Origin of the sequence: Streptomyces sp. NPDC102283 (assembly GCF_044766265.1) — a bacterium.
Classification (GTDB): Bacteria; Actinomycetota; Actinomycetes; order Streptomycetales; family Streptomycetaceae; genus Streptomyces.
The window spans coordinates 139,930-165,909 of record NZ_JBIWLQ010000003.1 but is presented as its reverse complement, the minus strand read 5'-3'; the positions used below and the strand labels follow the sequence as shown (position 1 = coordinate 165,909).

The 25,980-nt window shown below is 70.7% G+C and carries 23 protein-coding genes and 1 pseudogene; 10 read left to right on the top strand and 14 right to left on the bottom strand.

Annotation, left to right across the window (positions count from 1 at the left end; translation table 11 throughout):
• Nucleotides 1-379 precede the first annotated feature (379 nt).
• The 5 genes from ACIRJT_RS07550 to ACIRJT_RS07530 form a co-directional block, all read right to left on the bottom strand.
• Nucleotides 380-1,438, bottom strand: coding sequence for a LacI family DNA-binding transcriptional regulator (locus ACIRJT_RS07550; RefSeq protein ID WP_403905824.1), 1,059 nt, complete (start codon nt 1,436-1,438; stop codon nt 380-382).
• Nucleotides 1,423-3,099: a glycoside hydrolase family 13 protein gene (locus tag ACIRJT_RS07545; protein ID WP_403905821.1), complete on the bottom strand. Its 1,677-nt coding sequence runs from the start codon at nt 3,097-3,099 to the stop codon at nt 1,423-1,425. The genes ACIRJT_RS07550 and ACIRJT_RS07545 overlap by 16 nt, the downstream gene beginning before the upstream one ends.
• Nucleotides 3,100-3,210: 111 nt before the next feature.
• Complete coding sequence (locus ACIRJT_RS07540) at nt 3,211-4,089, bottom strand: sugar ABC transporter permease (RefSeq protein ID WP_403905818.1); 879 nt, start codon at nt 4,087-4,089, stop codon at nt 3,211-3,213.
• Nucleotides 4,086-5,105: a carbohydrate ABC transporter permease gene (locus ACIRJT_RS07535; protein WP_403905816.1), complete on the bottom strand. Its 1,020-nt coding sequence runs from the start codon at nt 5,103-5,105 to the stop codon at nt 4,086-4,088. Before ACIRJT_RS07535 ends, ACIRJT_RS07540 begins: the two co-directional genes overlap by 4 nt.
• 19 nt (nt 5,106-5,124) lie before the next feature.
• On the bottom strand, nt 5,125-6,396 hold the full coding sequence (locus ACIRJT_RS07530) for an extracellular solute-binding protein (RefSeq protein WP_403905814.1): 1,272 nt from the start codon (nt 6,394-6,396) through the stop codon (nt 5,125-5,127).
• A 346-nt stretch (nt 6,397-6,742) separates the two neighbouring features.
• On the opposite strand from ACIRJT_RS07530, the gene ACIRJT_RS07525 reads away from it, so the two are divergent.
• A complete protein-coding gene (locus ACIRJT_RS07525; protein ID WP_073741864.1) occupies nt 6,743-7,786 on the top strand; it encodes a LacI family DNA-binding transcriptional regulator in 1,044 nt (347 codons plus the stop codon).
• A 76-nt stretch (nt 7,787-7,862) separates the two neighbouring features.
• Nucleotides 7,863-8,840 (top strand): phosphatase PAP2 family protein, encoded by a 978-nt coding sequence (locus ACIRJT_RS07520; protein WP_403905811.1) that lies wholly within the window; start codon nt 7,863-7,865, stop codon nt 8,838-8,840.
• Between the two features lie 171 nt (nt 8,841-9,011).
• On the opposite strand, the gene ACIRJT_RS07515 is transcribed toward ACIRJT_RS07520, so the two are convergent.
• From ACIRJT_RS07515 to ACIRJT_RS07505, 3 genes are all read right to left on the bottom strand, one after another.
• Nucleotides 9,012-12,008, bottom strand: coding sequence for a bifunctional [glutamine synthetase] adenylyltransferase/[glutamine synthetase]-adenylyl-L-tyrosine phosphorylase (locus ACIRJT_RS07515; protein ID WP_403905809.1), 2,997 nt, complete (start codon nt 12,006-12,008; stop codon nt 9,012-9,014).
• A gap of 86 nt (nt 12,009-12,094) precedes the next feature.
• A complete protein-coding gene (locus ACIRJT_RS07510) occupies nt 12,095-12,937 on the bottom strand; it encodes a putative protein N(5)-glutamine methyltransferase (protein ID WP_403905806.1) in 843 nt (280 codons plus the stop codon).
• 253 nt (nt 12,938-13,190) lie between these two features.
• Nucleotides 13,191-14,690: an MFS transporter gene (locus tag ACIRJT_RS07505; RefSeq protein ID WP_403906556.1), complete on the bottom strand. Its 1,500-nt coding sequence runs from the start codon at nt 14,688-14,690 to the stop codon at nt 13,191-13,193.
• A 215-nt stretch (nt 14,691-14,905) separates the two neighbouring features.
• Here ACIRJT_RS07505 and ACIRJT_RS07500 point away from each other — a divergent pair, with 215 nt between their 5' ends.
• Nucleotides 14,906-15,505 carry a TetR family transcriptional regulator gene (locus tag ACIRJT_RS07500; protein ID WP_403905803.1) on the top strand — a complete coding sequence of 200 codons (600 nt, stop codon included), beginning with the start codon at nt 14,906-14,908 and terminating at the stop codon, nt 15,503-15,505.
• Between the two features lie 65 nt (nt 15,506-15,570).
• On the opposite strand, the gene ACIRJT_RS07495 is transcribed toward ACIRJT_RS07500, so the two are convergent.
• Nucleotides 15,571-16,335, bottom strand: coding sequence for a GntR family transcriptional regulator (locus ACIRJT_RS07495; protein WP_403905800.1), 765 nt, complete (start codon nt 16,333-16,335; stop codon nt 15,571-15,573).
• Nucleotides 16,336-16,495: 160 nt separating this feature from the next.
• On the opposite strand from ACIRJT_RS07495, the gene ACIRJT_RS07490 reads away from it, so the two are divergent.
• Nucleotides 16,496-16,834: a hypothetical protein gene (locus tag ACIRJT_RS07490; RefSeq protein ID WP_403906554.1), complete on the top strand. Its 339-nt coding sequence runs from the start codon at nt 16,496-16,498 to the stop codon at nt 16,832-16,834.
• Nucleotides 16,835-17,073: 239 nt separating this feature from the next.
• Nucleotides 17,074-17,370: a hypothetical protein gene (locus ACIRJT_RS07485; protein ID WP_403905798.1), complete on the top strand. Its 297-nt coding sequence runs from the start codon at nt 17,074-17,076 to the stop codon at nt 17,368-17,370.
• Nucleotides 17,371-17,531: 161 nt separating this feature from the next.
• Here the strand turns inward: ACIRJT_RS07485 and ACIRJT_RS07480 are convergent, their stop codons facing one another.
• Genes ACIRJT_RS07480 through ACIRJT_RS07465 form a run of 4 tightly spaced genes read right to left on the bottom strand, consistent with a single transcriptional unit; the run spans nt 17,532 to nt 21,181 of the window.
• Nucleotides 17,532-17,828, bottom strand: coding sequence for a hypothetical protein (locus ACIRJT_RS07480; protein ID WP_403905795.1), 297 nt, complete (start codon nt 17,826-17,828; stop codon nt 17,532-17,534).
• 59 nt (nt 17,829-17,887) lie between these two features.
• A complete protein-coding gene (locus ACIRJT_RS07475; RefSeq protein ID WP_403905792.1) occupies nt 17,888-18,436 on the bottom strand; it encodes a nucleotide exchange factor GrpE in 549 nt (182 codons plus the stop codon).
• Nucleotides 18,433-19,557 (bottom strand): tetratricopeptide repeat protein, encoded by a 1,125-nt coding sequence (locus ACIRJT_RS07470; RefSeq protein WP_403905790.1) that lies wholly within the window; start codon nt 19,555-19,557, stop codon nt 18,433-18,435. Before ACIRJT_RS07470 ends, ACIRJT_RS07475 begins: the two co-directional genes overlap by 4 nt.
• A 10-nt stretch (nt 19,558-19,567) precedes the next feature.
• The gene (locus tag ACIRJT_RS07465; protein ID WP_403905788.1) at nt 19,568-21,181 is read right to left on the bottom strand and encodes an Hsp70 family protein; all 1,614 of its coding nucleotides are present in this window, start codon (nt 21,179-21,181) and stop codon (nt 19,568-19,570) included.
• A 41-nt stretch (nt 21,182-21,222) separates the two neighbouring features.
• On the opposite strand from ACIRJT_RS07465, the pseudogene ACIRJT_RS07460 reads away from it, so the two are divergent.
• Nucleotides 21,223-21,447 (top strand): annotated as a pseudogene (locus ACIRJT_RS07460) (hypothetical protein); the annotation flags it as partial.
• Between the two features lie 113 nt (nt 21,448-21,560).
• Here the strand turns inward: ACIRJT_RS07460 and glnA are convergent.
• The gene (gene glnA, locus ACIRJT_RS07455; protein ID WP_003969536.1) at nt 21,561-22,922 is read right to left on the bottom strand and encodes a type I glutamate--ammonia ligase; all 1,362 of its coding nucleotides are present in this window, start codon (nt 22,920-22,922) and stop codon (nt 21,561-21,563) included.
• 290 nt (nt 22,923-23,212) lie between these two features.
• On the opposite strand from glnA, the gene ACIRJT_RS07450 reads away from it, so the two are divergent.
• From ACIRJT_RS07450 to ACIRJT_RS07435, 4 genes are all read left to right on the top strand, one after another.
• The gene (locus ACIRJT_RS07450; RefSeq protein WP_403905786.1) at nt 23,213-23,905 is read left to right on the top strand and encodes a DUF3105 domain-containing protein; all 693 of its coding nucleotides are present in this window, start codon (nt 23,213-23,215) and stop codon (nt 23,903-23,905) included.
• Nucleotides 23,906-23,958: 53 nt separating this feature from the next.
• Nucleotides 23,959-24,687: a DUF305 domain-containing protein gene (locus tag ACIRJT_RS07445; protein ID WP_403905784.1), complete on the top strand. Its 729-nt coding sequence runs from the start codon at nt 23,959-23,961 to the stop codon at nt 24,685-24,687.
• A gap of 159 nt (nt 24,688-24,846) precedes the next feature.
• Nucleotides 24,847-25,272: a CBS domain-containing protein gene (locus ACIRJT_RS07440; protein ID WP_403905782.1), complete on the top strand. Its 426-nt coding sequence runs from the start codon at nt 24,847-24,849 to the stop codon at nt 25,270-25,272.
• Between the two features lie 122 nt (nt 25,273-25,394).
• Nucleotides 25,395-25,937, top strand: a complete 543-nt coding sequence (locus ACIRJT_RS07435; RefSeq protein ID WP_403905780.1) for a hypothetical protein — start codon at nt 25,395-25,397, stop codon at nt 25,935-25,937.
• Nucleotides 25,938-25,980 lie beyond the last annotated feature (43 nt).

The following is a 25,980-nucleotide window of genomic DNA, read 5'->3' as shown; positions in this document are numbered from 1 at the left end:
GTTCTTGCTGCAAGAATGCAAACCTTGCCGCGGAGCAGACCGTACGAGCCCTCCCGTCACCGGTCAACCCTTTGGACACCCCCCGCGCACATCCGTGAAACAGCGGAGTTTTCTTCCCGACTCCTTGCCGATTTATCGCTGCAAGGTCTTTCGCAAGATATTGCGGGCCTGTTACGTTTCATCCCGACTCCGGTCCGGTCGGCCGGGGGATCCGGCACCGCTTCACGTCGTCGGACCCCACGCGCCCGGCCGGCCGGGCCGGTCACGACAAGAGAGGCACCCGGAGTCGCTGCAACTCCCCGCCGGCCCTTCCTGGGCCGACTCCTGGTGCCTCTCCTGTACGTGCCCGCTGCCGTACGAGCCCGCTGCCGCTTCGCGGTCAGCCGTTGCGTACCGCCGCCGTCGAGCCCCGTACGACCAGCTCCGGCTGGAAGACGTACTCGGTGCGCTGCACCGGGCTGCCCCCGATCTCCTCCAGCAGCGCGCCCACGGCGGCCGCCGCCATCGCCTGCACGGGCTGGCGCACCGTGGTCAGCGGCGGGTCGGTGAACGCGATGAGCTGCGAGTCGTCGAAGCCGACGACCGAGACGTCACGGGGCACCTCAAGACCTCTCCCCCGGGCGGCGCGGACCACGCCCAACGCCATCAGGTCGCTGCCGCAGACGATGCCCGTGCAGCCCGCGTCCAGCAGGGCGCCGGCCGCCACCTGACCGCCCTCGACGCTGAACAGCGTGGAGCAGACGAGCAGTTCGGCCTCGGAGCGGTCCATGCCGAGCACCGAGACGGCCGCCTCCACGAACCCGTCGCGCTTGCGGCGGGAGGGGACGTAGCGCTGCGGGCCTATGGCCAGGCCGATCCGGCGGTGGCCGAGGTCGGCGAGGTGCCCCAGGGCCATCCGCACGGCGGCGCTGTCGTCGGGCGAGACGAACGGGGCGCTGATGCGCTCGTTGTAGCCGTTGATCAGGACGAACGGTACGCCGCGCTCGGTGAGCGCGGCGTACCGGCCCGGGTCGGCGGAGGTGTCCGCGTGCAGCCCGGAGAGGAAGACGATGCCGCCGACGCCGCGCTCCACGAGCTGCTCGACGAGTTCGTCCTCCGTCGCACCGCCCGGCAGCTGGGTGCAGAGCACGGGTGTGTAGCCGTGCCCGGCCAGCACCTGTTCGACGGACTGCGCGAACGCCGGGAAGATCGGGTTGGTGAGTTCGGGCGTCACCAGGCCGATCAGTCCGGCGCTGCGCTGCCGCAGCCGTACGGGCCGCTCGTAGCCCAGGATGTCGAGTGCCGCGAGCACCCGCTGACGCGTGGAGTCCGCGACGCCCTGCTTCCCGTTCAGGACCCGGCTGACCGTCGCCTCGCTGACCGCCGCCTGTCCGGCGATGTCGGAGAGGCGGGGAGCCGCCGTGGTCCTGGGCGCGGGCAGTGTCACACCGTCCACCACACCGTGGTGTCGGCGGGCAGCTCGGCCTCGGCGCCGTCCACGGTGACCGGGGAGCTGGCGAGCAGCACCCGGCCGCGGGCGGCGATGCGCACGGGGGCGCCGGTGGTGTTGACGGTGCAGACGAAGCCGGGGCGGGCGAGGACGAGGACGCCTTCGGGGCCGTCCAGCCACTCGACGTCCGTGCCCGCGCCGAGGCCCGGGTGCTCCCGGCGGGCGGCGATGGCGGCGCGGTACAGCTCCAGGGTGGAGCCCTCCACGCCGGTCTGCGCCTCGACGGACAGCTCGCCCCAGCCGGCGGGCTGCGGGAGCCAGCTGCCGCCGTCGCCGAAGCCGTACGAACCGCCCTCGCGGGTCCACGGGATCGGGACACGGCAGCCGTCGCGGAAGCCGTCCTGGCCCTCGGCGCGGAAGAACGAGGGGTCCTGGCGGGCCTCGTCGGGCAGGTCGGTGACGTCGGGCAGTCCGAGCTCCTCGCCCTGGTAGACGTAGGCGGAGCCGGGCAGCGCGAGCATCAGCAGGGAGGCGGCGCGGGCCCGGCGCAGGCCCAGCTCGCGGTCGCCGGGGGTACGGATCTGGGTGCCGAGGCCCGCCGGGTTGGCGAAGCGGGTGGCGTGCCGGGTGACGTCGTGGTTGGAGAGCACCCAGGTGGTGGGCGCGCCGACCGGGCGCATCGCGGCGAGCGAGGAGTCGATGACCTGGCGCAGCTCGGCGGCGTCCCAGGCGGTGGCCAGGTACTGGAAGTTGAACGCCTGGTGCATCTCGTCGGGGCGTACGTAGTTGGCGGTGCGCTCGACGGTCGGGGTCCAGGCCTCGGCGACGGCGATCCTCTCGCCCGGGTACTCGTCGAGGATGGTGCGCCAGCTGCGGTAGATCGCGTGTACGCCGTCCTGGTCGAAGAACGGCATGACGTCGTTGCCGAGCAGCTTGAGCTGGTCGTGGGAGCCGAGGTCGGGCAGCCCCTCGGCCTTGACGAGGCCGTGCGCGACGTCGACCCGGAAGCCGTCGACGCCCATGTCGAGCCAGAAGCGCAGGATGGAGCGGAACTCGTCGGCGACGGCCGGGTGCTCCCAGTTGAAGTCGGGCTGCTCGGGGGCGAAGAGGTGGAGGTACCAGTCGCCGGGGGTGCCGTCCGGGTTCGCCGTACGGGTCCAGGCGGGGCCGCCGAAGATGGACTCCCAGTCGTTGGGCGGGAGTTCGCCGTCGGCGCCCTTTCCGGGGCGGAAGTGGTAGCGCTCGCGCAGGGCGGAGCCGGGCCCCTCGGCCAGGGCGCGCTTGAACCACTCGTGCTGGTCGGAGGAGTGGTTGGGGACCAGGTCGACGATGACGCGCAGGTCCAGGCCGTGCGCCTCGCGGATCAGCGCGTCGGCGTCCAGCAGGGTGCCGAACATCGGGTCGATGGCCCGGTAGTCGGCGACGTCGTAGCCCGCGTCTGCCTGCGGGGAGGCGTAGAAGGGGCTGAGCCAGACCGCGTCGACGCCCAGGTCCCTCAGGTGGGGCAGGCGGGCGGTGACGCCGGCGAGGTCTCCCATGCCGTCGCCGTTGCCGTCGGCGAAGCTCCGCGGATAGACCTGGTAGATCACCGCGTCCTGCCACCAGCCGGTGCGGTGGCCCGGGTCGTCGTCGGACGTGCCGGTGGAGGGGGCAGCGAGGTGCTGGGTCATGTCGTCCCTGGGGTGTCTGGGTGGGGAGCGGCGCCGGGATCGGGTCCAAGGTTTCCGGCGCCGCCGTGACGGGTGCGGTGGTGCGGGTGCTGGTGCGGGTGGCCAGGGGGGTCAGCCCTTGACGGCTCCGGCGGACATACCGGTGACCAGGTGCTTCTGGGCGAAGAGGAACACCAGGGCGGCCGGGATGGCGATGAGCACGGAGGCCGCGGTCATGGGGCCCCACTGGGCTCCGTACTGGTTGACGAACTTCTGGAGTCCGCCGGCCAGCGTGAGGTTCTCGTCGCCGACCAGGAAGGCGGAGGCGTACGCCACTTCGCCCCAGGCGGTGATGAAGGAGTAGAACGCGGTGACCGCGAGTCCCGGCTTGGCCAGCGGCAGGATCAGCCGGAAGAAGGTGCCGAACGGGGTGAGGCCGTCGACCTCGCCCGACTCGTCGATCTCGCGCGGGATCGTGTCGAAGAAGCCCTTCATCATCCAGGCGCAGAACGGCACCGAGATGGTGAGGTAGGTGATGACGAGTCCCATGGGCTGGTTGAGCAGCCCCAGGCTCGACATGATGTTGTAGATCGGCACGATGAGGACGGCGACCGGGAACATCTGGGTGATCAGCAGCGTCCACATCAGCCCGCGCTTGCCGGGGAAGCGGAAGCGGCTCACGGCGTATCCGGTGGTGGCGGCGACGAAGACGCCGATCACGGTGGAGAGCGCGGAGATGATCACGGAGTTGGCGAACCAGTTGAGGAACTCCGTGTCGCGGATCAGGTTCGTGTAGTTGACGAACGTCGTCTCGCGGAAGAAGTCCGTGGTGGTCGCGAACTTGGCGGGCTTGAGCGAGGTCAGCAGGACCCACAGCACCGGGAAGACCGCGATCACCGAGGCGATGATCAGGGTGAGGTGCAGGGCGACGGAGGCGAGCGGGGAGCGCTCGCCGCGCAGCCGGACCTTGGGCACGGCCTGCCGGGCGGGGGTGTCGGTCGCGGTGGTCACCAGTTGTCTCCCTGGGAGCGCAGGACTCGCCGGTAGACGACGGCGAAGAGCATCAGGAGTACGAGGATCAGCACGCCCCAGGTGGAGGACTGCGCGTAGTCGCGCGGGCTGATCTCGAAGGAGAACTTGTACGCCTGGGTCACGAGGATCTGGGTGGCCTCGCCGGGTCCGCCGCGGGTCAGCAGGAAGATCACCGGGAACATGTTGAAGGTCCAGATGGTGGAGAGCAGGACCACCGTGGTGGAGACCGGGCGCAGTCCGGGCAGCGTGATGTGGCGGAAGCGCTGCCAGGCGGTGGCGCCGTCCATCTCGGCCGCCTCGTACTGCTCGGAGGGGATGGACTGGAGTCCGCCGAGGAGGGCGACCATCATGAACGGGATGCCGAGCCAGACGTTGACGGCGATCACCGCGAACTTGGCCCAGGTCGGGTCGTTCAGCCACGGCACGGCGTCGATGCCGGCGCCGCCGAGGACCTTGTTGAGCAGACCGCGCTCCTCGTTGTAGAGGAAGCGCCAGGCGAAGACGGAGACGAAGCCGGGGATGGCCCAGGGCAGGATGAGGGCCATGCGGTAGGCGGAGCGTCCGGCGATACGGCGGTTGAGGATGTTCGCCAGGGCCATGCCGAGGACGAACGTGACGCTCACGCAGGAGACGGTCCACACCAGCGTCCAGCCGAGCGTGCCGAGGAACTGCGAGCCGGTCAGCGCGTCGATGTAGTTGTCCGCGCCGACGAACTCGTAGGTGGCGGGGATCTCGTTGACGCCGATGGAGCGGGCGACGTTGCGCTCGTCCGCGTCCGTCATCGAGAGGTAGATGCCGCGGACCAGCGGATAGCCGATGATCACGCCGATCACGACGACGACCGGGGCGACCATGGCCCAGGCGTACCAGTGGACCGAGAGGGCCCGCCTCAGACGGCCGGGCTTCGGCGGTGGGGTGCCAGTACCGCGGCTCCGGCCGCGGGCGGTGTTCCCGCCCGCGGCCTTCACCACCGACTGGCTGGTGTGGACAGCCATCAGTCGGCCAACCTTCCTGTTACTTCCAGCCCTCGAGGAGCTTGCGGTAGGAGTCGCCGGTGGCCTTGGCGGCCTTCTCCGGCGTGGTCTGGCCGGTGAGGACCTTGGTGTACTCGATGCGCAGCGGCTCGAAGAGGCTGCCGCCCTCGGGGATCCAGGGGCGCTCGACGGCGGTCTCGACGACCGGCTTGAAGAAGCCGACGATCTCGCTGTCGACCGCTTCCTGCTTGGCGTACGCGGAGGTGCGGGTCGGCAGCAGGTTCAGCTCGCCGGCGGCGGTGGCCTGGCTGTCCACGGAGGTCATGTACTCGACGAAGGCGTAGGAGGCGTCGAGGTTCTTGGAGCCCGCGTAGACGGCCAGGTTGTGGCCGCCCTGCGGGGCGCCCTGGGCGGCGGAGCCGGCCGGGACCGGGGCGACGCCCAGGTTGTCCTTGTCCGTGAACTCACTTCCCGTCAGGGTGTCGGCGACGGCCCAGGGGCCGTTGACCATCATCGCGACGTCGCCGTTCTTGAACGACTGCATCATGTTCTCCCAGCCGTCCGAGGCATCCGTCTTCGCGGTGCCGTCGTCGACCAGGTCCTTGACCGCCTTGAACGCCTTGACGCCCTCGGGCTTGTCGATGGTGACGCTCTTGGAGGAGGCGTCGACCATGTCGCCGCCCTCGCCGTAGAGGAAGGAGAGGAAGTAGTACGGGTCGTCGCCGCGGAGGTAGAGACCGGTCTTGCCGGTCTTGTCCTTGATCTTCTCGGCGACGGTCTTGAGGTCGCCCAGGTCGGCGGGCGCGTCGACGCCGGCCTCCTTGAACAGCTTCTTGTTGTAGAAGATGCCCATGGAGTCGATGACCTGCGGGACCGCGTACGTCTTGTCCTCGTACTTCGTGGACGCGACGGCCTGCTTGAGGAAGTCGTCCTGGTTCTTCAGGGCGGCGGTGCCGTCCAGCGGGGCCAGGTAGCCGAGGTTCGCGAAGTCCGGCGTCCAGGCGACCTCGGAGCGGATCACGTCGGGGGCGCCGTCGCCGGCCTGGGCCGCGTTCTTGAACTTGTTCTGCGCCTCACCGAAGGGCACGTTGACGTACTTGACGTCGACCTTCGGGTGCTTCTTCTCGAAGCCCTCGGCCAGCTTCTTGAAGACCTTGTCCTCGCTGCCGACGCTGGAGGTGTCCCACCAGGTCACCGTGCCGGAGAGCTCGCCCGAGCTCTTGCCGCCGCCGGACTTCTCGTCGCTGCCGCAGGCGGTCGCCGCGAGCGCCAGGGCCGCGACCAGGGCGGTGGCCGTTATGCCACGTCGCATCTGAACTCCTTCAACTGCCGTACCGCTCCGTCGCGGCGCCGGGTCGACGTGAACGTAACAAGGATGAAAGACGACCGAAAGACCTTGCGGAAGATTTCTGCAAGCCTTGGCGATCGTTACATTCGCGTGTCCTCAAGGTTGCCGTCAAGCCCCTTGACGACACTCCCTCATCCCTGGCAGGGGCAGGCGGGACACGGCCTGTCCGCAGTGCGACGATCCGACCGCAGCGCGCGAGCGGGGGTCGCAAGTCCTTGCAAGACGTTGCCGGGAAGCCCTCGGAGCCCCACCTCCGCGCCACCCCGTACACAGTGGGCAATCCGACACCGGCCCGGTACAGTCCCATCCCATGACCGCACGGCTTGCCGATATCGCAACTCAGGCGGGGGTCAGCGAAGCAACGGTCAGCCGGGTCCTGAACGGCAAGCCCGGAGTCGCGGCGACCACCCGCGAATCCGTCCTCGCGGCGCTCGACGTCCTGGGGTACGAACGCCCGGTGCGACTGCGCAGGCGCAGCGCGGGACTGGTCGGCCTGATCACCCCGGAGCTGGAGAACCCGATCTTCCCGGCCCTGGCCCAGGTCATCGGGCAGGCACTGACCCGACAGGGCTACACCCCGGTGCTGGCGACCCAGACGCCCGGCGGCTCCACCGAGGACGAACTCACCGAAATGCTGGTGGACCGGGGCGTTTCCGGCATCATCTTCGTCTCCGGTCTGCACGCCGACACCTCGGCCGACATGCAGCGCTACGAGCAACTGCGCGGCCAGGGCGTGCCCTTCGTCCTGGTGAACGGCTTCTCCGCCAAGGTGCAGGCGCCGTTCATCTCCCCGGACGACCGGGCGGCGATGCGCCTCGCGGTGACGCACCTGGTGGCGCTCGGCCACACCCGTATCGGCCTGGCGGTCGGCCCCAAGCGCTTCGTGCCGGTGCTCCGCAAGATCGAGGGCTTCCACGCGACGATGCGGGAGCAGCTGGGCCTCGCACCGGACGAGGTGGAGGAGTTGATCCAGCACTCTCTGTACACCCTGGAGGGCGGGCAGGCCGCCGCCTCCGCCCTGATGGAACGCGGCTGCACGGCCGTCGTGTGCGCGAGCGACATGATGGCGCTCGGGGCGATCCGGGCGGCCCGCCGGCTGTCGAAGGACGTGCCGCGCGACCTCTCGGTCGTGGGCTACGACGATTCGCCGCTCATAGCGTTCACGGACCCGCCGCTGACGACGATCCGGCAGCCGGTGACGGCGATGGGCCAGGCCGCCGTCCGCACGCTCCTGGAGGAGATCGGCGGAACCCCGGCACCGCACAGCGAGTTCGTCTTCATGCCTGAGCTGGTGGTTCGCGGCTCGACGGCCTCGGGCCCCGCAGGCGGCTCAGGGTCGCTCCCTCGTCCTTGAGACGCAGGACGTGCGACCGGAACCCGACCGTAGGATGATCGGGGGCAGGGGAATCACTATGGAAGACTCTCTGCCTATGGGTGAAACACAGCTGACAGCGCACGGAGGCCGGTCTACGGCCGATCCTTCACCCATCGCGGCCGAGGCGGCTCCCGAAGCCGCCACCGCGTCCACCGCTCCCCCGGCTTCCGGAAAGGCCGGCGGACTGGCCCGGCTCCGCTCCCTGCGGGTGCCCCGCCGCCCCCGGCTCTGGTTCGAGATCCTGCTCATCGCGGTCAGTTACTGGCTGTATTCACTCGTGCGCAACGCCGTCCCGGAGCAGAAGGCACAGGCTCTGCGCAACGCGGACTGGATCTGGTCGGCGGAGAAGTCCCTGGGCCTCGCCTTCGAGGAAACGGTCAACCACGCGGTCAACTCCGTGACATGGCTGATCGTGTCGATGAACTACTACTACGCGACTCTGCACTTCGTCGTGACCATCGGCGTCCTCGTCTGGCTGTTCCGCCGCCACCCGGGCCGTTACGCGGCGACGCGGCTGGTCCTCTTCGCCACGACGGCCGTGGCCCTGCTCGGCTACTACCTCTACCCGCTGGCGCCACCGCGTCTGATGAACGGCGCGAACTTCATCGACACCGTGCTCGTGCACGAGACGTGGGGCTCGATGGCGTCGGGCAACTTCAAGAACATGTCGAACCAGTACGCGGCGATGCCGTCGATGCACATCGGCTGGTCGCTCTGGTGCGGCCTGACGATCTTCGCGCTGGCCTCGGCACCCTGGGCCCGCATCCTGGGCCTGCTCTACCCGACGCTCACCCTGGTCGTCATCGTGGCCACCGCCAACCACTTCTGGCTGGACGCGGTGGGCGGCATGGCCTGCCTCGCGTTCGGCTACGGGGTCTCCCGCGTCTGGTACGGCTCGCTGCCGCACCGGCTGCCGAAGCGGATCCCGACCGGCAAGAGCCGCCTGACCGGCCTGCGGACCAGACTCCCCCGCCCGGCATCGGAGCCGGACCCACAGCCCGCACCGCAGACGACGGGCTCACGGAGGCCGTAGCCCGGACCGTTTCCGGCCGTTCTTTCCAGCCCGTCCGGCGCTCGAGGGCATCCTTTCCAGCCCGTCCGGCGCTTGAGGACATCCTTTCCAGCCCATCCGGCGCTTGAGGAGCGGGGTCCGGGGCAGAGCCCCGAGGGCCCCGGGGCAGGACGCCCCGGGCCGGGCGGGCGCCTAGGACACCGCCCCGTAGAACCGCTCCTCCACCACCGCCCGCGCCCTCCGGGTAATCCGCCGGTAGTCGTCCAACATGTCCCCGACGTGCCCCGGCTCGTACCCCAGGTACCGCCCGACCGCCGCCACCTCACGCGGGTCGGACGGAAACGTGTCGCCCGGCCGCCCCCGCACCAGCATCACCGCGTTGCGCACCCGCGACGCCAGCACCCACGCCTCGTCCAGCGTCTGCGCCTCCTCCGCCGGAATCAGCTCCGCCGCGCACGCGGCCGCCAGTGCCTCACGCGTGCGCGTCGTGCGCAGCCCCGGCTCCGCCCAGCCGTGCTGCATCTGCATCAGCTGCACGGTCCACTCGACGTCGCTCAGCCCGCCCCGCCCCAGCTTCGTGTGGAGCGTGGGGTCAGCGCCGCGCGGCATCCGCTCGGACTCCATCCGCGCCTTGAGCCGGCGGATCTCCCGTACGGCGTCCTCGCCGAGCCCTTCCATCGGATACCGCAGCGGATCGACCAGCTCGATGAAGTCGCGCCCCAGCTCCTCGTCGCCCGCCACCGGCTCGGCCCGCAGCAGCGCCTGGCTCTCCCAGGCCAGCGACCAGCGCCGGTAGTACGCCTCGTACGACTTCAGGGTGCGGACCAGCGGCCCGCTCTTGCCCTCCGGGCGCAGGTCGGCGTCGATCAGCAGCGGCGGATCGGCGGTCGGCAACTGGAGCAGCCGCCGCATCTCCCCGATGACCGTGTTGGCGGCCCGGGCCGCCTCCTCGTCGCTCACGCCCTCGCGCGGCCGGTGGACGAAGAGGACGTCGGCGTCGGAGCCGTAACTCAGCTCGTGCCCGCCGAAGCGGCCCATGCCGATGACGGCGAACCGGGTCGGCAGGGTGTCGCCCCACTGCGCGCGGACGGCGGCCCGCAGCGCGCCCGCGACGGTGACGGCGTTGAGGTCGCTGACGGCCGAGCCGACCCGGTCGACGAGGGCCCCGTGATCCTGCTCGGCGGGGTTGTCCTCGGTGCCGTACGAGCCGATGAGGTCGGCGGCCGTCGTACGGAACAGCTCGCGGCGGCGCACCCCGCGCACCACCGCGACGGCCGACTCCGCGTCCCCGGCACGCCCCACCGCGGCCAGCACCTCCTGCTCCAGGTGGGCCCGGGCGCGGGGCGTGAGCCCCTCCGGGTCGCCGAGGATCGCCACCGCCTCCGGGGCCCGCATCAGCAGGTCCGGGGCGAGGCGGCCGGCGGAGAGGACCCGGGCGAGGTTCTCCGCGGCGGCGCCCTCGTCACGCAGGAGCCGCAGGTACCACGGGGTCTTGCCCAGCGCGTCGGACACCTTGCGGAAGCCGAGGAGCCCGGCGTCCGGGTCGGCGGAGTCCGCGAACCAGCCGAGCAGCACCGGCAGCAGGGTGCGCTGGATGGCGGCCTTGCGGGTGACCCCGGAGGAGAGGGCCTCCAGGTGCCGCAGGGCGGCGGCCGGGTCGGCGTACCCGAGTGCCTCCAGGCGGATCGCGGCGGCCTTCGCGCTGAGCCGGGACTCTGCGGGGGCCAGCTGGGCGACGGCGTCCAGCAGCGGCCGGTAGAAGATCTTCTCGTGCAGCCGCCGTACGACGGAGGCGTGCCGCTTCCAGGCCTTGTTCAGCTCGGTCACCGGGTCGGTGCGCATCCCGAGCGACCGGCCGAGCCGCCGCAGGTCCGCCTCGTCCTCGGGAACGAGGTGGGTACGGCGCAGCCGGTAGAGCTGGATGCGGTGCTCCATGGAGCGCAGGAAGCGGTACGCCTCGTCGAGCTGGGCCGCGTCCGCGCGCCCCACGTACCCGCCCTCGGCGAGCGCCCGCAGCGCCTCGAGGGTGGAGCCGCTGTGCAGCGAGGCGTCGCTGCGCCCGTGCACGAGTTGGAGGAGCTGCACCGCGAACTCGACGTCCCGCAGTCCGCCGGGGCCGAGCTTCAGCTCCCGCTCGATCCGGTCGGCGGGGATGTTGTCGACGACGCGGCGGCGCATCTTCTGCACGTCGGGGACGAAGTTCTCCCGGTCGGCGGCCCCCCAGACGAGCGGCGCCACCGCCTCGACGTACTCCGCGCCCAGCTCGGGATCGCCGGCCACCGCGCGGGCCTTCAGCAGCGCCTGGAACTCCCAGGTCTTGGCCCAGCGCTGGTAGTAGGCGAGGTGGGAGCTGAGGGTGCGCACGAGTGGCCCGTTGCGGCCCTCGGGGCGGAGGTTGGCGTCGACCTCCCAGATGGTGCCCTCGACGGTGGTCTCGGAGCAGATCCTCATCATGTGGGCGGCCAGCCGGGTGGCGGCCTGCATGGCCTTGGTCTCGTCGACCCCGTCGCGCGCCTCCCCGACGAAGATCACGTCGACGTCGGAGACGTAGTTCAGCTCGCGCCCGCCGCACTTGCCCATCGCGACGACGGCGAGCCGGCACCGGGCCGCGTCCTCGGGTGCGGCCGTCCGGGCGATGGCCAGGGCGGCGCGCAGGGTGGCGGTGGCGAGGTCGGCCAGTTCGGCGGCGGTCTGCGCGAGGCCGGTCGTCCCGCACACGTCCCGGGCGGCGAGGGTGAGCAGGCACCTGCGGTAGGCGACCCGCAGCGAGTCCGGGTCGACGGCGTCGGCGAGCCCGCGCTCGAACTCGGCGACTCCGGGGTGCAGGTCGACCGCCTCGTACGTGACGAGCGTCCGCCAGTCGCGCGGGTGGCGGGCCAGGTGGTCCCCGAGCGCCTCCGAGGCGCCGAGGACCCCGAGGAGCCGGTCGCGCAGGGGCTTGGCGGTGACGAGGGTGTCGAGCAGCACCTGCCGCTCGCTCTCCGTCTCGGCCTCGGCGATCCGGACCAGGCCGCGCAGGGCGAGATCCGGGTCGGCGGTGGCCCCGAGCGCCTCCAGGAGGACCGGGTCCGACCGTACGGAGGCCAGCGCGTCCAGGCCGAGGAGCTGGTCCGCGGCGGACGGGTCGGTGAATCCGTGCCGCAGCAGCCTGGTGAACGTACTGCTTCTGCGCCCCGGCGCGGTCGTCATCCCGTGCTCTCCTGCCAGCCGAACCGAACTGCGTAGCGTGCTGTCGCGGCGGCGCGGCCACATCGCCGCGTCACAGCGCTTCGAGCCTAGTCCTGTGCGGGTGTGTTCGGGGCGGCGGCGGGGTCCCCCCACGGAGGAATCGCCGACTGCTCCGCGGTGCCGACGAGGACGGTGGCGTACAACTCCTCGGAGACCAGGACCCGCGGGCCCAGCCCGGCGGCGCGCAGGACCTCGACCGCCGCGTCGCGCTGGCGTTCGCTCGCCTCCACGAGCAGGCTGCCGCCGGGCGCGAGCCACCGGGGTGCTTCGGCCGCGACCCGGCGCATGACGTCGAGCCCGTCGCCGCCCCCGTCCAGGGCGACGCGCGGTTCGTGGACACGGGCCTCGGCGGGCAGCAGCTCGACGTCGCCGGTGGGGACGTACGGCACGTTGGCGAGCAGCACGTCGACCCGGCCGCGCAGGGCGACGGGCAGCGGGGCGAACAGGTCGCCCTCGTAGACGTGCCCCAGGTCGCCGACGTTGCGCCGGGCGCAGCGCACGGCGGCGGGTTCGACGTCGCAGGCGTGCAGCTCCGCCGTGTCCGCGGCGGAGGCGAGCGCGACGCCGAGCGCGCCGGAGCCGCAGCACAGGTCGAGGACGACGGCCCGGCGGGGTGCGAGGGCGGCGGCCCGCGCGACGAGGAACTCCGTACGGCGGCGGGGCACGAAGACGCCCGGGTCCACGGCGAAGCGGCGGCCGTGGAAGTCCGCCCAGCCCAGGACGTGTTCGAGCGGCAGTCCGGCGGCCCGGCGCTCGACGAGGGAGGACAGTTCGTCGGCGGACGCGGCGGCATCGTGCAGGAGACGGGCCTCGTCCTCGGCGAAGACACAGCCGGCGCGGCGAAGGGCGAGAACGGTGGAGGAGAGGGAACTCAACGGGTGAACCGGCATACGAGCGAAGCCTTTCGGGAAAACCGATGGGCGCTCCGCGATCGACTTATGCCGTCCGGTCGGCTGCTGCCGGTCGTTCGACGCGATCGCGCGGGGTGAGCACCCAGCCTGATCCAGCGGTAATGGGTCTCACCTCCTCGGTCGATCTCGTCGATCCCCGTGGCGTACGGGGGTGGTAACACTACAACAGCCCGCTCCCGCACCCGTACGGGGCGCGGGAGCGGGCTGTTGGCACGGCCCCGGTGTCGCTCTCCTACAGATCGACGCTGTCCCGCAGCTTGGTGGGCGTCAGGAACAGGGAGGCGATGACACCGATGACGGCGATGCCGGCCGAGATGAGGAAGATGTGGCCGGTCGCCTCGCCGTAGGCGGCCCGGACGACGTCCTGGACCTGGGGCGGCATGGCGGCGACGTTGAGCGTGGAGCCGCTGGAGCCGGACGCGGCCGGGTCGACGCCGAGCCTCGTCAGCCCGTCGGTGATCCTGGTGGAGACCTGGTGGGCGAGGACCGCGCCGAGCACCGAGACGCCCATGGTGCCGCCGAGGGAGCGGAAGAAGGTGATCGCCCCGCTGGCCGCGCCGATCTCGCTGAGCGGGACGGTGTTCTGGAGGACGAGCACCAGGTTCTGCATCGACATGCCGACCCCGACGCCCACGCCCAGCATCCCCAGCGACACCAGGACGAGCGAGGTCCGGTGGTCGATGAAGGACAGCCCGAGGAAGCCGAGAGCGAGAACGATCACGCCCGCGACGATGAACGGCTTGACCTTGCCGGTCTTCGACACGAGGCGTCCGGCGACGGTCGAGGAGAGAAGTACGCCGGCCATCAGCGGGATGGTGAGGAGTCCGGCCTCGGTGGGCGAGTAGCCCCGGCCGATCTGGAAGTACTGGCCGAGGAAGACCGCGCCGCCGAACATGGCCATGCCGACCGCGAGGCTGGCGACGATGGCGAGGGCGGGGTCCCGGCGGCGGACGACGTGCATCGGGACGACGGGCTCCTTGACCCGGGTCTCGACGAGAACGGCAGCGCCGAGGACGATCACGCTCCCGCCGACCATGAGGCCGCTCTGCCAGGAGACCCAGTCGAAGTCGGTGCCGACGAAGGTGACCCAGAGGAGCAGGAGGCTGACCCCGGCGGCGATCAGCGACGCGCCGAGGTAGTCGACCTTGGTGTCGGGCCTGCGGACCTCGGCGAGGTGCAGGGTGCGGGCGAGGATCACGGAGGCGACCAGCGTGAAGGGTACGGCGATGAAGAAGCACCAGCGCCAGCCGAGCCAGGAGGCGTCGGTGATGAACCCGCCGAGCAGCGGCCCGCCGACGGTGGCGACGGCCATGACGCCGCCGAGGTAGCCGTTGTAGCGGCCGCGCTCCTTCGGGCTGATCATCGCGGCGATGATCACCTGGACGAGCACCTGGAGCGCGCCCATGCCGAGCCCCTGCACGGCGCGGAAGGCGATCAACTGCTCGGTGGACTGGGCGAATCCGCAGGCGATCGACGAGACGACGAAGAGCCCGATGGCTATCTGGAGCAGCAGCTTCTTGCTGAACAGGTCGGCGAGCTTGCCCCAGATCGGGGTGGAGGCCGTGGAGGCGAGCAGGGTCGAGGTGACGACCCAGGTGTACTGCGACTGCGTGCCGTCGAGGGACCCGATGATCTGCGGGAGCGCGACCGAGACCACGGTGCTGCTGATCATCGCCACGAACAGCACGATGAGCAGTCCGCTCAGGGCCCGCAGGACGTGCCGGTGGTCCATGGGTGCGACGGCGGGGGCCCCGGCCGGGGCGGTGGCGGTGTCTGCTGCGCTCACGCGCAACCTCCGGAAAGTTCGTACGAGAGGCCCGTACGGGGCGTCTGCGCCGGACGGCTGCACAGGAAGCCCGCACGGGAGGGAGAAGGCTTCACCATACATGCACACTGGGCAATTTTGCCCACTGCGCAACAATCTCGCACCCGGGGGATAATGCCCCCATGGACAGCAGCACCGCGGGACCGGGACTCCGGGAACGCAAGAAGGAAGCCACCCGGCAGGCCGTGCACGAGGCGACCCTGCGCCTGACGGTGGAGCACGGCTTCGACCGGGTGACGGTCGAGGCGGTGGCGGACGCGGCCGGAATCTCCCGCAGAACGTTCTCCAACTACTTCACCAACAAGGAGGACGCCCTCCTCTACGGCGAGGAGCAGCAGATCAGGGCCCTGGTCCGCACGGTGAGGGACCGCCCCGCCGACGAACCCGCCTGGCCGGCGCTGCGCGCGGCGGTCGCCCAGTTCGCGGAACGCGTGGCGCCTCCGGAGCGCGAGTGGGCGGTGCGCACGCGCCTGGCGATGCGTCACCCCTCGCTGCTGGCACGCCAGTTGGCCAACCACGCCGCCCTGGAACGCGACCTGGCCGAAGCGGTGGCCGCCCGCCCCGGCCCGGCCCCGGCCCCGGTCCGCCCGATCGTCCTGGCGGCGGGCTTCCTCTCCTCGCTCCGGATCGCGATGCGCATGTGGATCGAGGAGGACCTGACCCGCGAACCGGCGGCGGTGATCGACGAGATCCTGGACGAGATGGGGCGGGGGTTCGCGTGAGGGAGGGGCTGGGGCAGCCCCTCCCTCACGAACGACAACGACTCAGTGACCCGTCAGCGCCCGGCTCAGGAATCCGGCTGATCGACGCGGATCTCGTAGGCGATCTCCCAGCGGATGTCCGGCACGATGATGTCGGCCGTCTCCACGGGGCGGCCCTCGCGGTCGAAGTACGTGCGCTCCACCTCGATGACCAGGTCACCGATGGAGATCCCGAGCAGATTCGCCTGTTCCCGCGTCGCGCGGGCCGGGCGGGGCAGCTCGATGCCGGTGGCGATGTTCACGCCGATGGACCGCATCCGCTCCACGACGCCGATCTTGCCGTGCGGGCCCATCTCGGGGAGCAGGACCGGGGTGCCGCCGGTGATGGCCATCGGCTCCCAGCTCTTGGCGAGCTGTACGGGCAGGCCGTCGGCGAGGAACTCGTAGTCGGTCACGACACAGAGGTCACCGGGCTCGATCGCCAGCCGCTCGGCGATGTCCTCCGGCGCGGGAACGCGTGCCGTGCTGGTGCACTCCCAGTCGGCCTCGTGGTCGAGCTCGCTCATGTCCGAGGCGAAGGGACTGCTGCCGCGCTGCTCGCGGTGGCGTGAGCGGACCATGCGCCGACGCTCGCGGGCCCGGCGGACGTAGGTGCCGGAGCCCGCGCGGCCTTCGAGGATGCCCTCGATGATCAGGCGCTCCATGGCCCGCTGCGCCACGGACTGACCGACGCCGTACTCCTCGGCGAACCGGGCGCGGGACGGCAGCTTGTCCCCCACCGCCCACTCACCGGTCCGCACACGAGCCCTCAAAGCATCCGCCACCTGCAAGTACGGCGTATCACGTGGCATTTGAGCAGCTCCGTGTGTTCGGCGTCGATAGGGGCGTCGCTGTTGACAAAGCTAACCCATCAGGTTGAAGCTGAATATTCAGCATTACATGGAGTGACATTCGGTTCATCAGGGGAGAAGTGTGCGCTCTGCACAAGCGCGGGTCGCGGCGCTGACCGGCATGCTGGCCGCCGCCACAGGCACCGAACCGCGCGTCACGACCGGCCCGGACGCCTTCCGCGTCGAGGCCGATCTCCCCTCCCGGTTGAGCGCGACCGCGCACTCGGCCGTCCTGGCCGCCCTGGCCACGGCGGACCGCTACGGCCACACGCTCAACCGCACCGCCGAATACGTGTGGGCCGAGATCAGCAGAGAGGCGAACGTGACCACGACCGAATCCCCGGACACGGCGTACCGCGCCCTGCTCGGTCACACGATGACGTGCACCGCCTGCCGGACCGGCGCGATCTGCCCCGACGCCACGAAGCTCGTACGCGTGTGGCGGGAGACCCGCCGATGAGGCAGGCGCGGTGCGAGGCGTTCGCAGGCCCGGAGGCTCCGGAAGCGGAGGCGGCGGCCAGAACGCCCCGGGGGCGTACGGCCGGACAAGCCCCCCGACCTCCCGCGCCGGCCGCCGATTCTTCGGCAGGACCGCGGTCGGGCCGGGTCGCCACCCACCGACCTGTCCGCCCACCAGAGACGGAGGCACCTGATGCACCACACCCACCGGGCGTTACCGGCACCACCCGGGAGGCCCGGATGATCGCCCTTTCCGCGACGGACGTCCGTATCTGCGAGGCGTGCTGGAACGCCCCGGTCACCGCCGCCCGCCACACCTCCACCGGCCGCGACCTGCTCTGCGAGGAGTGCGTGGAGGGCGACTGTCCACGCCGCGTCGACCTCTTCCCACCGTTCGGTGTCTACGGCCTGACGGCCCGCAAGGTCCTGAACGACGGCAGACACGGCAGCGGCCCCCCGAAGTCCCCGCCCGACCCGGGCCCCCCGCTGCCGAACCCGCCCCCGGCTCCGTCACCGCCGGGTACGCCGCCGGTGTAGCGCCTCCGGTCGCCCCTGGCCCGCGCCCGCCGCCGACGACGGGAATCCGGTCCGTCACCGCCCACACCCCACTGCGGATCGACCGCGCCTCGGACTGGCGTGCGGTGGGTCGCCGAAGGGGGCTGACGCGCGATGCCGTCGCGTCGAGCGTCTTGCGAGGGTCAGGCCGCGGAGCGTCGGCGGGCGCGGAGGAGGTCGAGACCCTTCACGGCATAGACAGCGGCCATGAGGGCGAAGCCGGCGAGGGAGAGCCAGAACCAGGACACCGCCACTGAGAGACTCAGCACCAGGCCGGTCATGAGCATCACGGTGCTGACGGCGTCCAGCAGTTCGAGACGCGCCATGGAACGCACGGCGCGATCGGGCCCGCGCAACCGGCGAACGATCCGGACAAGAGCTGCCGCCTGCAGGACGGAAAAGCCGAGAGCGGCCCAGAGGAACCAGTCAGGTATGTCCACGACACGAAGTGTATCGCCCGTCGGGGACCAGCCCACGGGTCAGGACCGCACGCGGGCCTCTACTCGGGTCCGGGGTCCACGTAGACCCGGACCTGCTGTGGCCGAACGACCCGCTCATCCATTCGGTAGCCATGACGTACGATCTCCGCGACCTGACCGACCTGCTCAGGTGACAGCGCGGCGATAGTGCCCACCGCCTCCTGCGCCGCCGGGTCGAACAGACCACGCGTCACCGGGACTCGGGCCATCCCGTACCTCTCCAGCAGGGTCAGAAGCTCCGCGGCGACGGACCCGGCGAACCGGTCGTCTCCCTCGGCCTGTCGCTGCACGCGGTCCGTCAGCAGCACCAGGTCGTACAGGAGCGGTTGAAGGATGCGGCCTTCGGCTTGCCTACGTGTGTGGTCGAGGGCCTCGTGCAGTTCGTCGAGGCTGCGACGGGCCTCCCGGTCGTTCAACAACCTGCGCCGGAACTGGTCGTTGAGCGAGGCGAGTTCGTCCCGCATGCCGTCGACGGCGTCGGCGACGACCACGAACGGATCCTGCGTGTCGCGCTGTTCGGGCGGCTTCGCCGCCTCATCCGCACAGGGGGGCACGGGCGGAGTGCTCATGAAGGGCTCCCGACGTCGGGCCGAGCATCTGCCGGCAGTCTGTAGAGGTTGTGCCGCCACCGTGGGCGCAAGCCCATCAGGGCGAGCAGGGCGACCAGTGCGGCCATGCCGACCACGCCGAAGGGTGCTGGGGCGAACAGCGCGGGCACGAGGCACAGGACCATCACCACACGCATGGGGGCACGCCAGCGCCACGTCCTGGTGGATGCGCGGGCGGCCTCTTTCCGGTACGCGTCGAGTCGCTCGTTCACCTCGGAGTCGTTGACACCGACTGCTTCCGCCTGCTCCACGCAGCGCGCGACATGAGTGGCGCCCGACGCGGACGCGACCACGTAGCGCTGCCACGTCGGATGCCAGGCCATCGCACTCTCGGCACGGATACACCAGATGCTGCCGATGTAGTCGCGCACCTCCTGGTGGCCGGGCCGGAGGGCCAGCCCCGTCTCGTACCACATCAGCGCTTCGTCGTAGCGGGAGGCATGGTAGAGGCTGGCTGCCGCGGTCACCACGAGGCTGAAATCCTTCGGCGACAGGCGAGCAGCGGCGACGTGCCAGGTGGCGGCCGTGGAGAGTTGATGCAGCGCCGCGTGCACGACGGCGATGCACGTGTGCGTCAGCGCATCGTTGGGGTACAGGGATCGTGCTCGCTCGTACTCCAGCAGGGCGTCGTCGTACTGGCCGTGTTTGGCGTGGATGGATCCCAGCAGCCGCCAGGCGTCGGCGTTACGGTCGTTGTGCTGCACGGCTTGGCGGAGCTCGTGGATCGCCGCGTTGTCGTTGCCCTTCTTCAGATGCTGTCTCGCCTGCGCGACCCGGTCCCGTTCGCCGCCCATCGGGGGTTGCGGGTCGGCGATGGGCCCCTTCTCCGCGGTTGTGTCGGCGCGCTGTTCCGCGGCCCGGAGGCTCTTGTCGTAGGCCGTGCGTCGGGCCTGGTCCAGCAGATGCTTCCGGGCCTCGCCGATCAGGGCGACCTTGTCCTCGGCCTTGCGCCGCTGCTTCGGGTCCGGCGCCCGGCTGGCCCGGCCGGACCACGTGCGGGTGGCGCGGTCCAACAAGGGAGCCAGCTCGTCCGTGGCGGTGTTCCGGTCGATGCCCAGTTCTGCGTAGTAGTCGGTGGTCACGAAGGCGCCCTCAGAGAGTCGAGGTACGCGAGACGCGATCAGTGGCCTGCTCGAACTGGACGGTGTCCAGGTTGTCCGGGCGCTCCAGTTCGAACTCGCCGAGCGCCTGGTGCGTGGTGCCGTCCCGCACCTCGACGTGGATGATCCCGTCCACGTCGTACGAGTAGGTGACCTCGAAGGGCGCGCCCTTGGGATAGCGCGGAATCCCGATCGTGCCCTGCCCCACGATCTTGACGTAGTCGAGGTCCTCGTCGTTGCCCTCGGTCACCTGTACCTGCAGTTGTTCCTGCTGATCGGAGACGGTGTAGAAGGTGTCGCTCTTCTTCGCCGGCACGGTGGTGTTGTGCGGGATGATCACCGCGTTGAGCTGGTCGTCGAGATGGTCCGCGTCGCGGGTGGCAACCATGCCCAGGGACTGGGACGTGACGTCCTTGATGGACTTGACCCGCCCCTTGGTCAGCCTGGCGAGCCCGTCTCCTGGAGAGGAATCCACGCTCGCGCCACTGCCGACGTACTTGCGCCTGTCCTGCGCCGTTTCCTGCCGTACCGCGGCGTCGAGGGCGATCAGCGCCGCGCCCAGCGCGACGACCTCGTCCTGGTTGATGCCCCTCTCCGGCTCCTTGCCGGAGAGGCCGGTGATCAGCTCCGAGACCATGGGCATGCGCGTGGATCCGCCCACCAGCAACACCCGGTCGATGTCGGACCAGGTCAGAGATGCCTCGCTCAGTACGCCCTCGGTGATGATTCGCGTACGGTCCAGGAGGTCGGCGGTGAGTTCTTCGAACTTCTGGCGTGTGACGCGGATCTGCTCGTGCCGACCACCGGAGGAGAGCACGACCACGGACTGTGGTGCGTTGGACAGGGTGCGCTTGGCGATCTCCGCCTTGTCGCGGAGTTCAGCCTGCAGAGCACTGTCGTCGTTGAGGTCGGGCCCCCCGGAGGCCATGAAGGTGCCGTTGAGGTAGTTCATCAGCGCGCCGTCCCAGTCGAAGCCGCCCAGGTTGCGGTCTCCGTCGGTCGCGACGACGTCGTAGTCGCCGTTCGCGATGTCCATGACGGTGACGTCGAAGGTGCCGCCGCCCAAGTCGTACACCAGGATCGTGCCGATCTCGCCGTCCTCCACCTCGCCATCTGCCTCCCGGCCGTCCGACTGGGCGACGCCGTAGGCGAGCGCTGCGGCGGTCGGCTCGTTGACGATACGCAGCACGTCGAGACCGGCCAGTCTTCCGGCGTCCTGCGTGGCCTTGCGGCGAGCGTCGTCGAAGTAGGCCGGCACGGTGATGACAGCCTGTTCGACGCTTTCACCGAGCATCAGCTCGGCGTCCTCCTTGAGCCGCTTGAGCAGCAGTGCGGAGATTTCCTCCGGGCGGTACGGGGTGCCGTCCTCGGAGTGGTACACCGGGTCGGGCTCACCCATATAGCGCTTCACGAACTGCACCACGTGGTCGGGGGCCGTGGCTGCCGAGCGCTTCGCCTGGGAACCGACGACGACCGTGCCGCCCTGGAACATCACGACGGACGGCGTGATGTTCTCGCCCTCGCGGTTGCGGACGATGGACGGACGCCCTGCCCGGTCCGCGACCGCCACGGCGGAGTACGTCGTCCCCAGATCGATTCCTACCACGCGCGCCATTACCGAGCCCCCCGCTCAATCCCGTGCATGTTATGAGCCGTCAACTCTACTTGCTGCAAGCGGATTTGGATGGAGTTCGGCCGCCTCGGGAACTGCCGACCGTCGTGCTCGATGCCCTCGTGCCCACGGCCCGGCGCCCGCTCCCCGATCGCCGGGGCTCCATGGTCCGGAAGGCCGAGAGCCGGCGGGGCCGCCACGCGGTGAAGGTCGGCCACCCCATCGAGGCGACGGCCGACCGGCCTGCCCAGCCCTGGACGGGAAGGACGGTAGGTCCTTGGACGGCCCGGGGCTGGTCATGACCGCGGGCGGGTCGCCCCGGTTCAACCGAGGCGACCCGCCCGCAGTGCGTTCTCCGAGCCCCGACCAGGCGCTACAGCACCGGCAGCAGGTTCTTCAGCTCGAAGGCCGTGACCTCGCTGCGGTACTCCTCCCACTCCTGCTTCTTGTTGCGGAGGAAGAAGTCGAAGACGTGCTCGCCCAGCGTCTCGGCGACCAGCTCACTCTTCTCCATCAGCGAGATCGCCTCGCCCAGGTTCTGCGGGAGCGGCTCGATGCCCATCGCGCGGCGCTCCGCGTCGGAGAGGGCCCAGACGTCGTCGTCGGCGCCGGCGGGGAGTTCGTAGCCCTCCTCGATGCCCTTGAGGCCCGCGGCGAGCAGGACCGCGTAGGTGAGGTACGGGTTGGCGCCGGAGTCGATGGAGCGGACCTCGACGCGGGCCGAGCCGGTCTTGCCGGGCTTGTACATCGGGACGCGGATGAGGGCGGAGCGGTTGTTGTGGCCCCAGCAGATGTACGAGGGGGCCTCGCCGCCCGCGCCGGCCGCGCGGGAGGAGCCGCCCCAGATGCGCTTGTAGGAGTTGACCCACTGGTTGGTGACGGCCGAGATCTCCGCCGCGTGCGTCAGCAGGCCCGCGATGAAGGAGCGGCCCACCTTGGAGAGCTGGTACTCCGCGCCCGACTCGTAGAAGGCGTTGCGGTCGCCCTCGAAGAGGGAGAGGTGGGTGTGCATGCCCGAACCCGGGTACTCCGAGAACGGCTTCGGCATGAACGTGGCCTGGACGCCCTGTTCCAGCGCCACCTGCTTCATCACCAGGCGGAACGTCATGATGTTGTCCGCCGTGGAGAGCGCGTCCGCGTACCGCAGGTCGATCTCCTGCTGGCCGGGGGCGCCCTCGTGGTGGCTGAACTCGACCGAGATGCCCATCGATTCGAGCATGGTGATCGCCTGGCGGCGGAAGTCCATGCCGACGTTCTGCGGCGTGTGGTCGAAGTAGCCCGAGCTGTCCGCCGGGGTCGGGCGGGTGCCGTCGACCGGCTTGTTCTTCAGCAGGAAGAACTCGATCTCGGGGTGGGTGTAGAAGGTGAAGCCGAGGTCGGACGTCTTGGCGAGGATGCGCTTGAGGACGTAGCGCGGGTCCGCGAAGGACGGGGAGCCGTCCGGCATCAGGATGTCGCAGAACATCCGTGCGGTCCCCGGGGCCTCCGCGCGCCAGGGCAGGATCTGGAAGGTGCCCGGGTCCGGCTTGGCGATCATGTCCGACTCGTAGACCCGTGCGAAGCCCTCGATCGCCGAGCCGTCGAAGCCGATGCCTTCGTCGAACGCCTGCTCCAGCTCGGCCGGGGCGACGGCGACGGACTTGAGGAACCCGAGGACGTCGGTGAACCACAGCCTCACGAAGCGGATGTCGCGCTCCTCAAGGGTCCTGAGGACGAATTCCTGCTGCTTGTCCATTGCCACATCCTTGCAGTTCAGACGGTCCGTGCACCACCGCCCGGGGTAGGGGGACACTTCAGTATCGCGACCCGGGATTTCCCCCAGATTACGCACACGGTGTGAGAGAGAGCACTCGGCCACCCACTACGATCGGCGACCGTGGCGCACGGGGGCGGCAGCCGAGCAGTGGCCGGCTTTCCGCCCGGCTTCCCTCCCGGCTTTCCGCCCGGTTTTCCGCCCGTCCGCGCGCAACGGTTCACGGACCGTCCCCCCCTCCTCCCGGCCCCTTCGCAGAAGGACTCGACGACATGAGCTTCGACCCCCGGTTCCCCCAGCCGCAGGCCCCCGACCCGCGCGCCCGCGCCACCCGCAACCGGGCCATCGCCATAGGGCTGAGCGCTGCCGTCGTGGCCGGTCTCGTCGCCTTCGGCTCGTACCTGCTGCTGGAGAGCTCCGAGGCGAACGAGAAGTCCGCAGGCGCCTCGGCGGCCCAGGACGGCAAGCACCCGGGCGGGCACGGCGACTCCCACGGCAACGCCACGGGCGCGGCCATCGAGGGGCTGAAGTCCTGGGACGCGGCGAAGCTCGGCCGCGCCCATGTGACGGGTTCGGTGGACTATCCGATGAAGCCTCCGGTCGGCGGCGACCACAACCAGTCCTGGATGAACTGCGACGGCGACGTATACGAAAAGGCCCTCCCGGACGTGAACGCCGTGCACTCCCTGGAGCACGGCGCGGTCTGGGTCACCTACAACGGCAAGGCCGCCGACGCCGAGGTCGCCGCGCTGGCCGAGCGTGTCGGGAAGACCCCGTTCACACTGATGAGCCCGTACGCCGGCCAGGAGGGCGCGATCATGCTCAGCGCCTGGGGCAAGCAGGTCTCCGTCGACTCCGCCGACGACAAGCGGGTGGACCAGTTCCTCGCGCAGTTCGTCCAGGGCGCGCAGACCCCCGAGCCCGGCGCCCCCTGCACCGGCGGGCTGGCGACGGTGCCGCGGTGACGGCCGGGGAACGGGCTGCCGGGGAGCGGGCTGTCACGGCCGAGGGTGATGCCGTGGAGGCCTCCCACGCCCTCGTGGAGCGGCGGAAGACCCGGCGTGTCCGCCGGGCGGCCGGTGCCGCCGTGGCCCTCGCCCTGCTCTTCGCGGGGGCGGCCACCGTCGCCTCCGCACGGGGCGACGGGGACGGGGCGGGAGCGGAGGGCGCCGCTGTGCGTGTTCCGGGGGTCTCGTCCGCCGACGCCGGGTTCGCCCGGGACATGGCCGTCCACCATCAGCAGGCGGTCGAGATGTCGTTCATCGTCCGCGACCGCACGGACGACCAGGACGTACGCCGTCTCGCCTACGACATCGCCAACACCCAGGCCAACCAGCGCGGCATGCTGCTGGGCTGGCTCGACCTGTGGGAGTTGCCGAAGGTCGCCCCGGGCGGGGAGCAGCCCATGGCGTGGATGGCCGGCACGGGCGGGCACGAGCACGGCGGGCACGGCTCGGGCGGCGCCGAGGCGGGTTCCGGTGCGGACGGGGTGCTCATGCCCGGCATGGCGAGCCGCTCCGAGCTGGCGCGGCTCGACCGCCTCGACGGTGAGGAGGCCGAGGTGTTCTTCCTCCAGTTGATGACGGACCACCACAAGGGCGGCGTCGACATGGCCGAGGCCTGTGCGTCCCTGTGCGCGGTCCCGGCCGAACAGCGGCTCGCCCGGGGCATGGTCGCGGGCCAGCAGTCCGAGCTGGGGCTGATGCGGGACATGCTGGCCGAGCGGGATGCCGAGCCTCGCCCCTGAGCCGGAGCTCGGGGCCCGACGACGGGTGCGTCAACTTCCACCCTCGCGTCGGCGCACCCGAACGGGTGATTGCGGTCGCGTGGCCCCGGTGGGCCGGTGACGATGGGGTGCGCTCGGGGCCGTACGGCAGTGCTATCGGCACGCAGGAGGAAATCCCCCATGACGACCGCCAAAGACATCATGCACAGCGGGGCCCGCTGGATCCCGGCCCACGAGACGCTCGACCGTGCCGCGCAGCTGATGCGCGAGCACAACGTGGGCGCGCTTCCGGTGTCCGCCAACGGTGACTCCGACCGGATGGTCGGCATCATCACCGATCGCGACATCGTCGTCGGCTGTGTGGCCAAGGGGCACGACCCGGCGAAGGTCACGGCGGGCGATCTCGCGCAGGGCACGCCCCGCTGGATCGAGGCGGAGGCCGATGTGAACGCGGTCCTGGAGGAGATGCAGACCCATCGCATCCGCCGGCTGCCCGTCGTCGAGAACAAGAAGCTGGTCGGCATGATCAGCGAGGCCGACCTCGCGCAGCACCTCACCGAGGAGCAGATCGCGGGCTGGGCGGAGAAGGTCTACTCCCGCGGCTGAGCACCCGTTGGACGGTGGCCCGGCCCCCGCCGCGCTCCGGCGGAGTGGGGGGAGAAGTGAGCGAAAGGTGGCGGGCCGCCCCCGCCCCGGGCCCTATACCCGCCAGGGGTAGGGTGGCCCGCATGGCGGGCAGGACGCGGAGCAGGAGCGAGACGTACGGGCAGCTGATGCTGTTCACCGCTCTGCTGTTCGGCATCGTCACCATGCACACGGTCGGGCATCCGGCGGAGCACGGCGGTTCGTCGCCCTCGCCCCCCGGCGTGAGCGAGCACATGGCCCGGGCCCCCGGGCCTGCTCAGGACCCGGTCGTGGATCCGGTCATGGACCCGGCTCGGGAACGGGTCCCGGCCCCGGCTCAAGACCCGCCCCGGGGCCCGGACCACGGCCCGGCCAGGGCCCTGACTGCGGGCGTCGCCGACGCTCAGCAGCCGCCGCACGACTCCCCCGGCTCCGGCGCGCCCATGAGCGGCATGGATCCGCTCTCCGTCTGCCTCGCCGTCCTCGGCGCCTGGGGCCTCGCCCTCGTCGGTTCCTGGCTGCTCGGCCTGCGCGCGGACGGGCGGCCCCTCGGTACGCCGGTGGGTGCGGGGCCGCTGCGGGCCCTGCGGCCGATTCCGCCGCCCCGGATATCAGTGCTCGACAGCGTCTCGGTGCTGCGTATTTAGGAGTAGGCGTCTCACCTCCGCCCCCTCTCCCGGCAATAGCAGC

Excerpts from the sequence above, each read along its gene's own strand:
- ACIRJT_RS07545 (WP_403905821.1), bottom strand. The coding sequence starts at position 3,099 with ATGACCCAGCACCTCGCTGCCCCCTCCACCGGCACGTCCGACGACGAC.
- ACIRJT_RS07535 (WP_403905816.1), bottom strand. The coding sequence starts at position 5,105 with ATGGCTGTCCACACCAGCCAGTCGGTGGTGAAGGCCGCGGGCGGGAAC.
- ACIRJT_RS07530 (WP_403905814.1), bottom strand. The coding sequence starts at position 6,396 with ATGCGACGTGGCATAACGGCCACCGCCCTGGTCGCGGCCCTGGCGCTC.
- ACIRJT_RS07525 (WP_073741864.1), top strand. The coding sequence starts at position 6,743 with ATGACCGCACGGCTTGCCGATATCGCAACTCAGGCGGGGGTCAGCGAA.
- ACIRJT_RS07520 (WP_403905811.1), top strand. The coding sequence starts at position 7,863 with ATGGGTGAAACACAGCTGACAGCGCACGGAGGCCGGTCTACGGCCGAT.
- ACIRJT_RS07515 (WP_403905809.1), bottom strand. The coding sequence starts at position 12,008 with ATGACGACCGCGCCGGGGCGCAGAAGCAGTACGTTCACCAGGCTGCTG.
- ACIRJT_RS07510 (WP_403905806.1), bottom strand. The coding sequence starts at position 12,937 with ATGCCGGTTCACCCGTTGAGTTCCCTCTCCTCCACCGTTCTCGCCCTT.
- ACIRJT_RS07505 (WP_403906556.1), bottom strand. The coding sequence starts at position 14,690 with ATGGACCACCGGCACGTCCTGCGGGCCCTGAGCGGACTGCTCATCGTG.
- ACIRJT_RS07500 (WP_403905803.1), top strand. The coding sequence starts at position 14,906 with ATGGACAGCAGCACCGCGGGACCGGGACTCCGGGAACGCAAGAAGGAA.
- ACIRJT_RS07495 (WP_403905800.1), bottom strand. The coding sequence starts at position 16,335 with ATGCCACGTGATACGCCGTACTTGCAGGTGGCGGATGCTTTGAGGGCT.
- ACIRJT_RS07490 (WP_403906554.1), top strand. The coding sequence starts at position 16,496 with ATGCTGGCCGCCGCCACAGGCACCGAACCGCGCGTCACGACCGGCCCG.
- ACIRJT_RS07485 (WP_403905798.1), top strand. The coding sequence starts at position 17,074 with ATGATCGCCCTTTCCGCGACGGACGTCCGTATCTGCGAGGCGTGCTGG.
- ACIRJT_RS07475 (WP_403905792.1), bottom strand. The coding sequence starts at position 18,436 with ATGAGCACTCCGCCCGTGCCCCCCTGTGCGGATGAGGCGGCGAAGCCG.
- glnA (WP_003969536.1), bottom strand. The coding sequence starts at position 22,922 with ATGGACAAGCAGCAGGAATTCGTCCTCAGGACCCTTGAGGAGCGCGAC.
- ACIRJT_RS07450 (WP_403905786.1), top strand. The coding sequence starts at position 23,213 with ATGAGCTTCGACCCCCGGTTCCCCCAGCCGCAGGCCCCCGACCCGCGC.
- ACIRJT_RS07440 (WP_403905782.1), top strand. The coding sequence starts at position 24,847 with ATGACGACCGCCAAAGACATCATGCACAGCGGGGCCCGCTGGATCCCG.
- ACIRJT_RS07435 (WP_403905780.1), top strand. The coding sequence starts at position 25,395 with ATGGCGGGCAGGACGCGGAGCAGGAGCGAGACGTACGGGCAGCTGATG.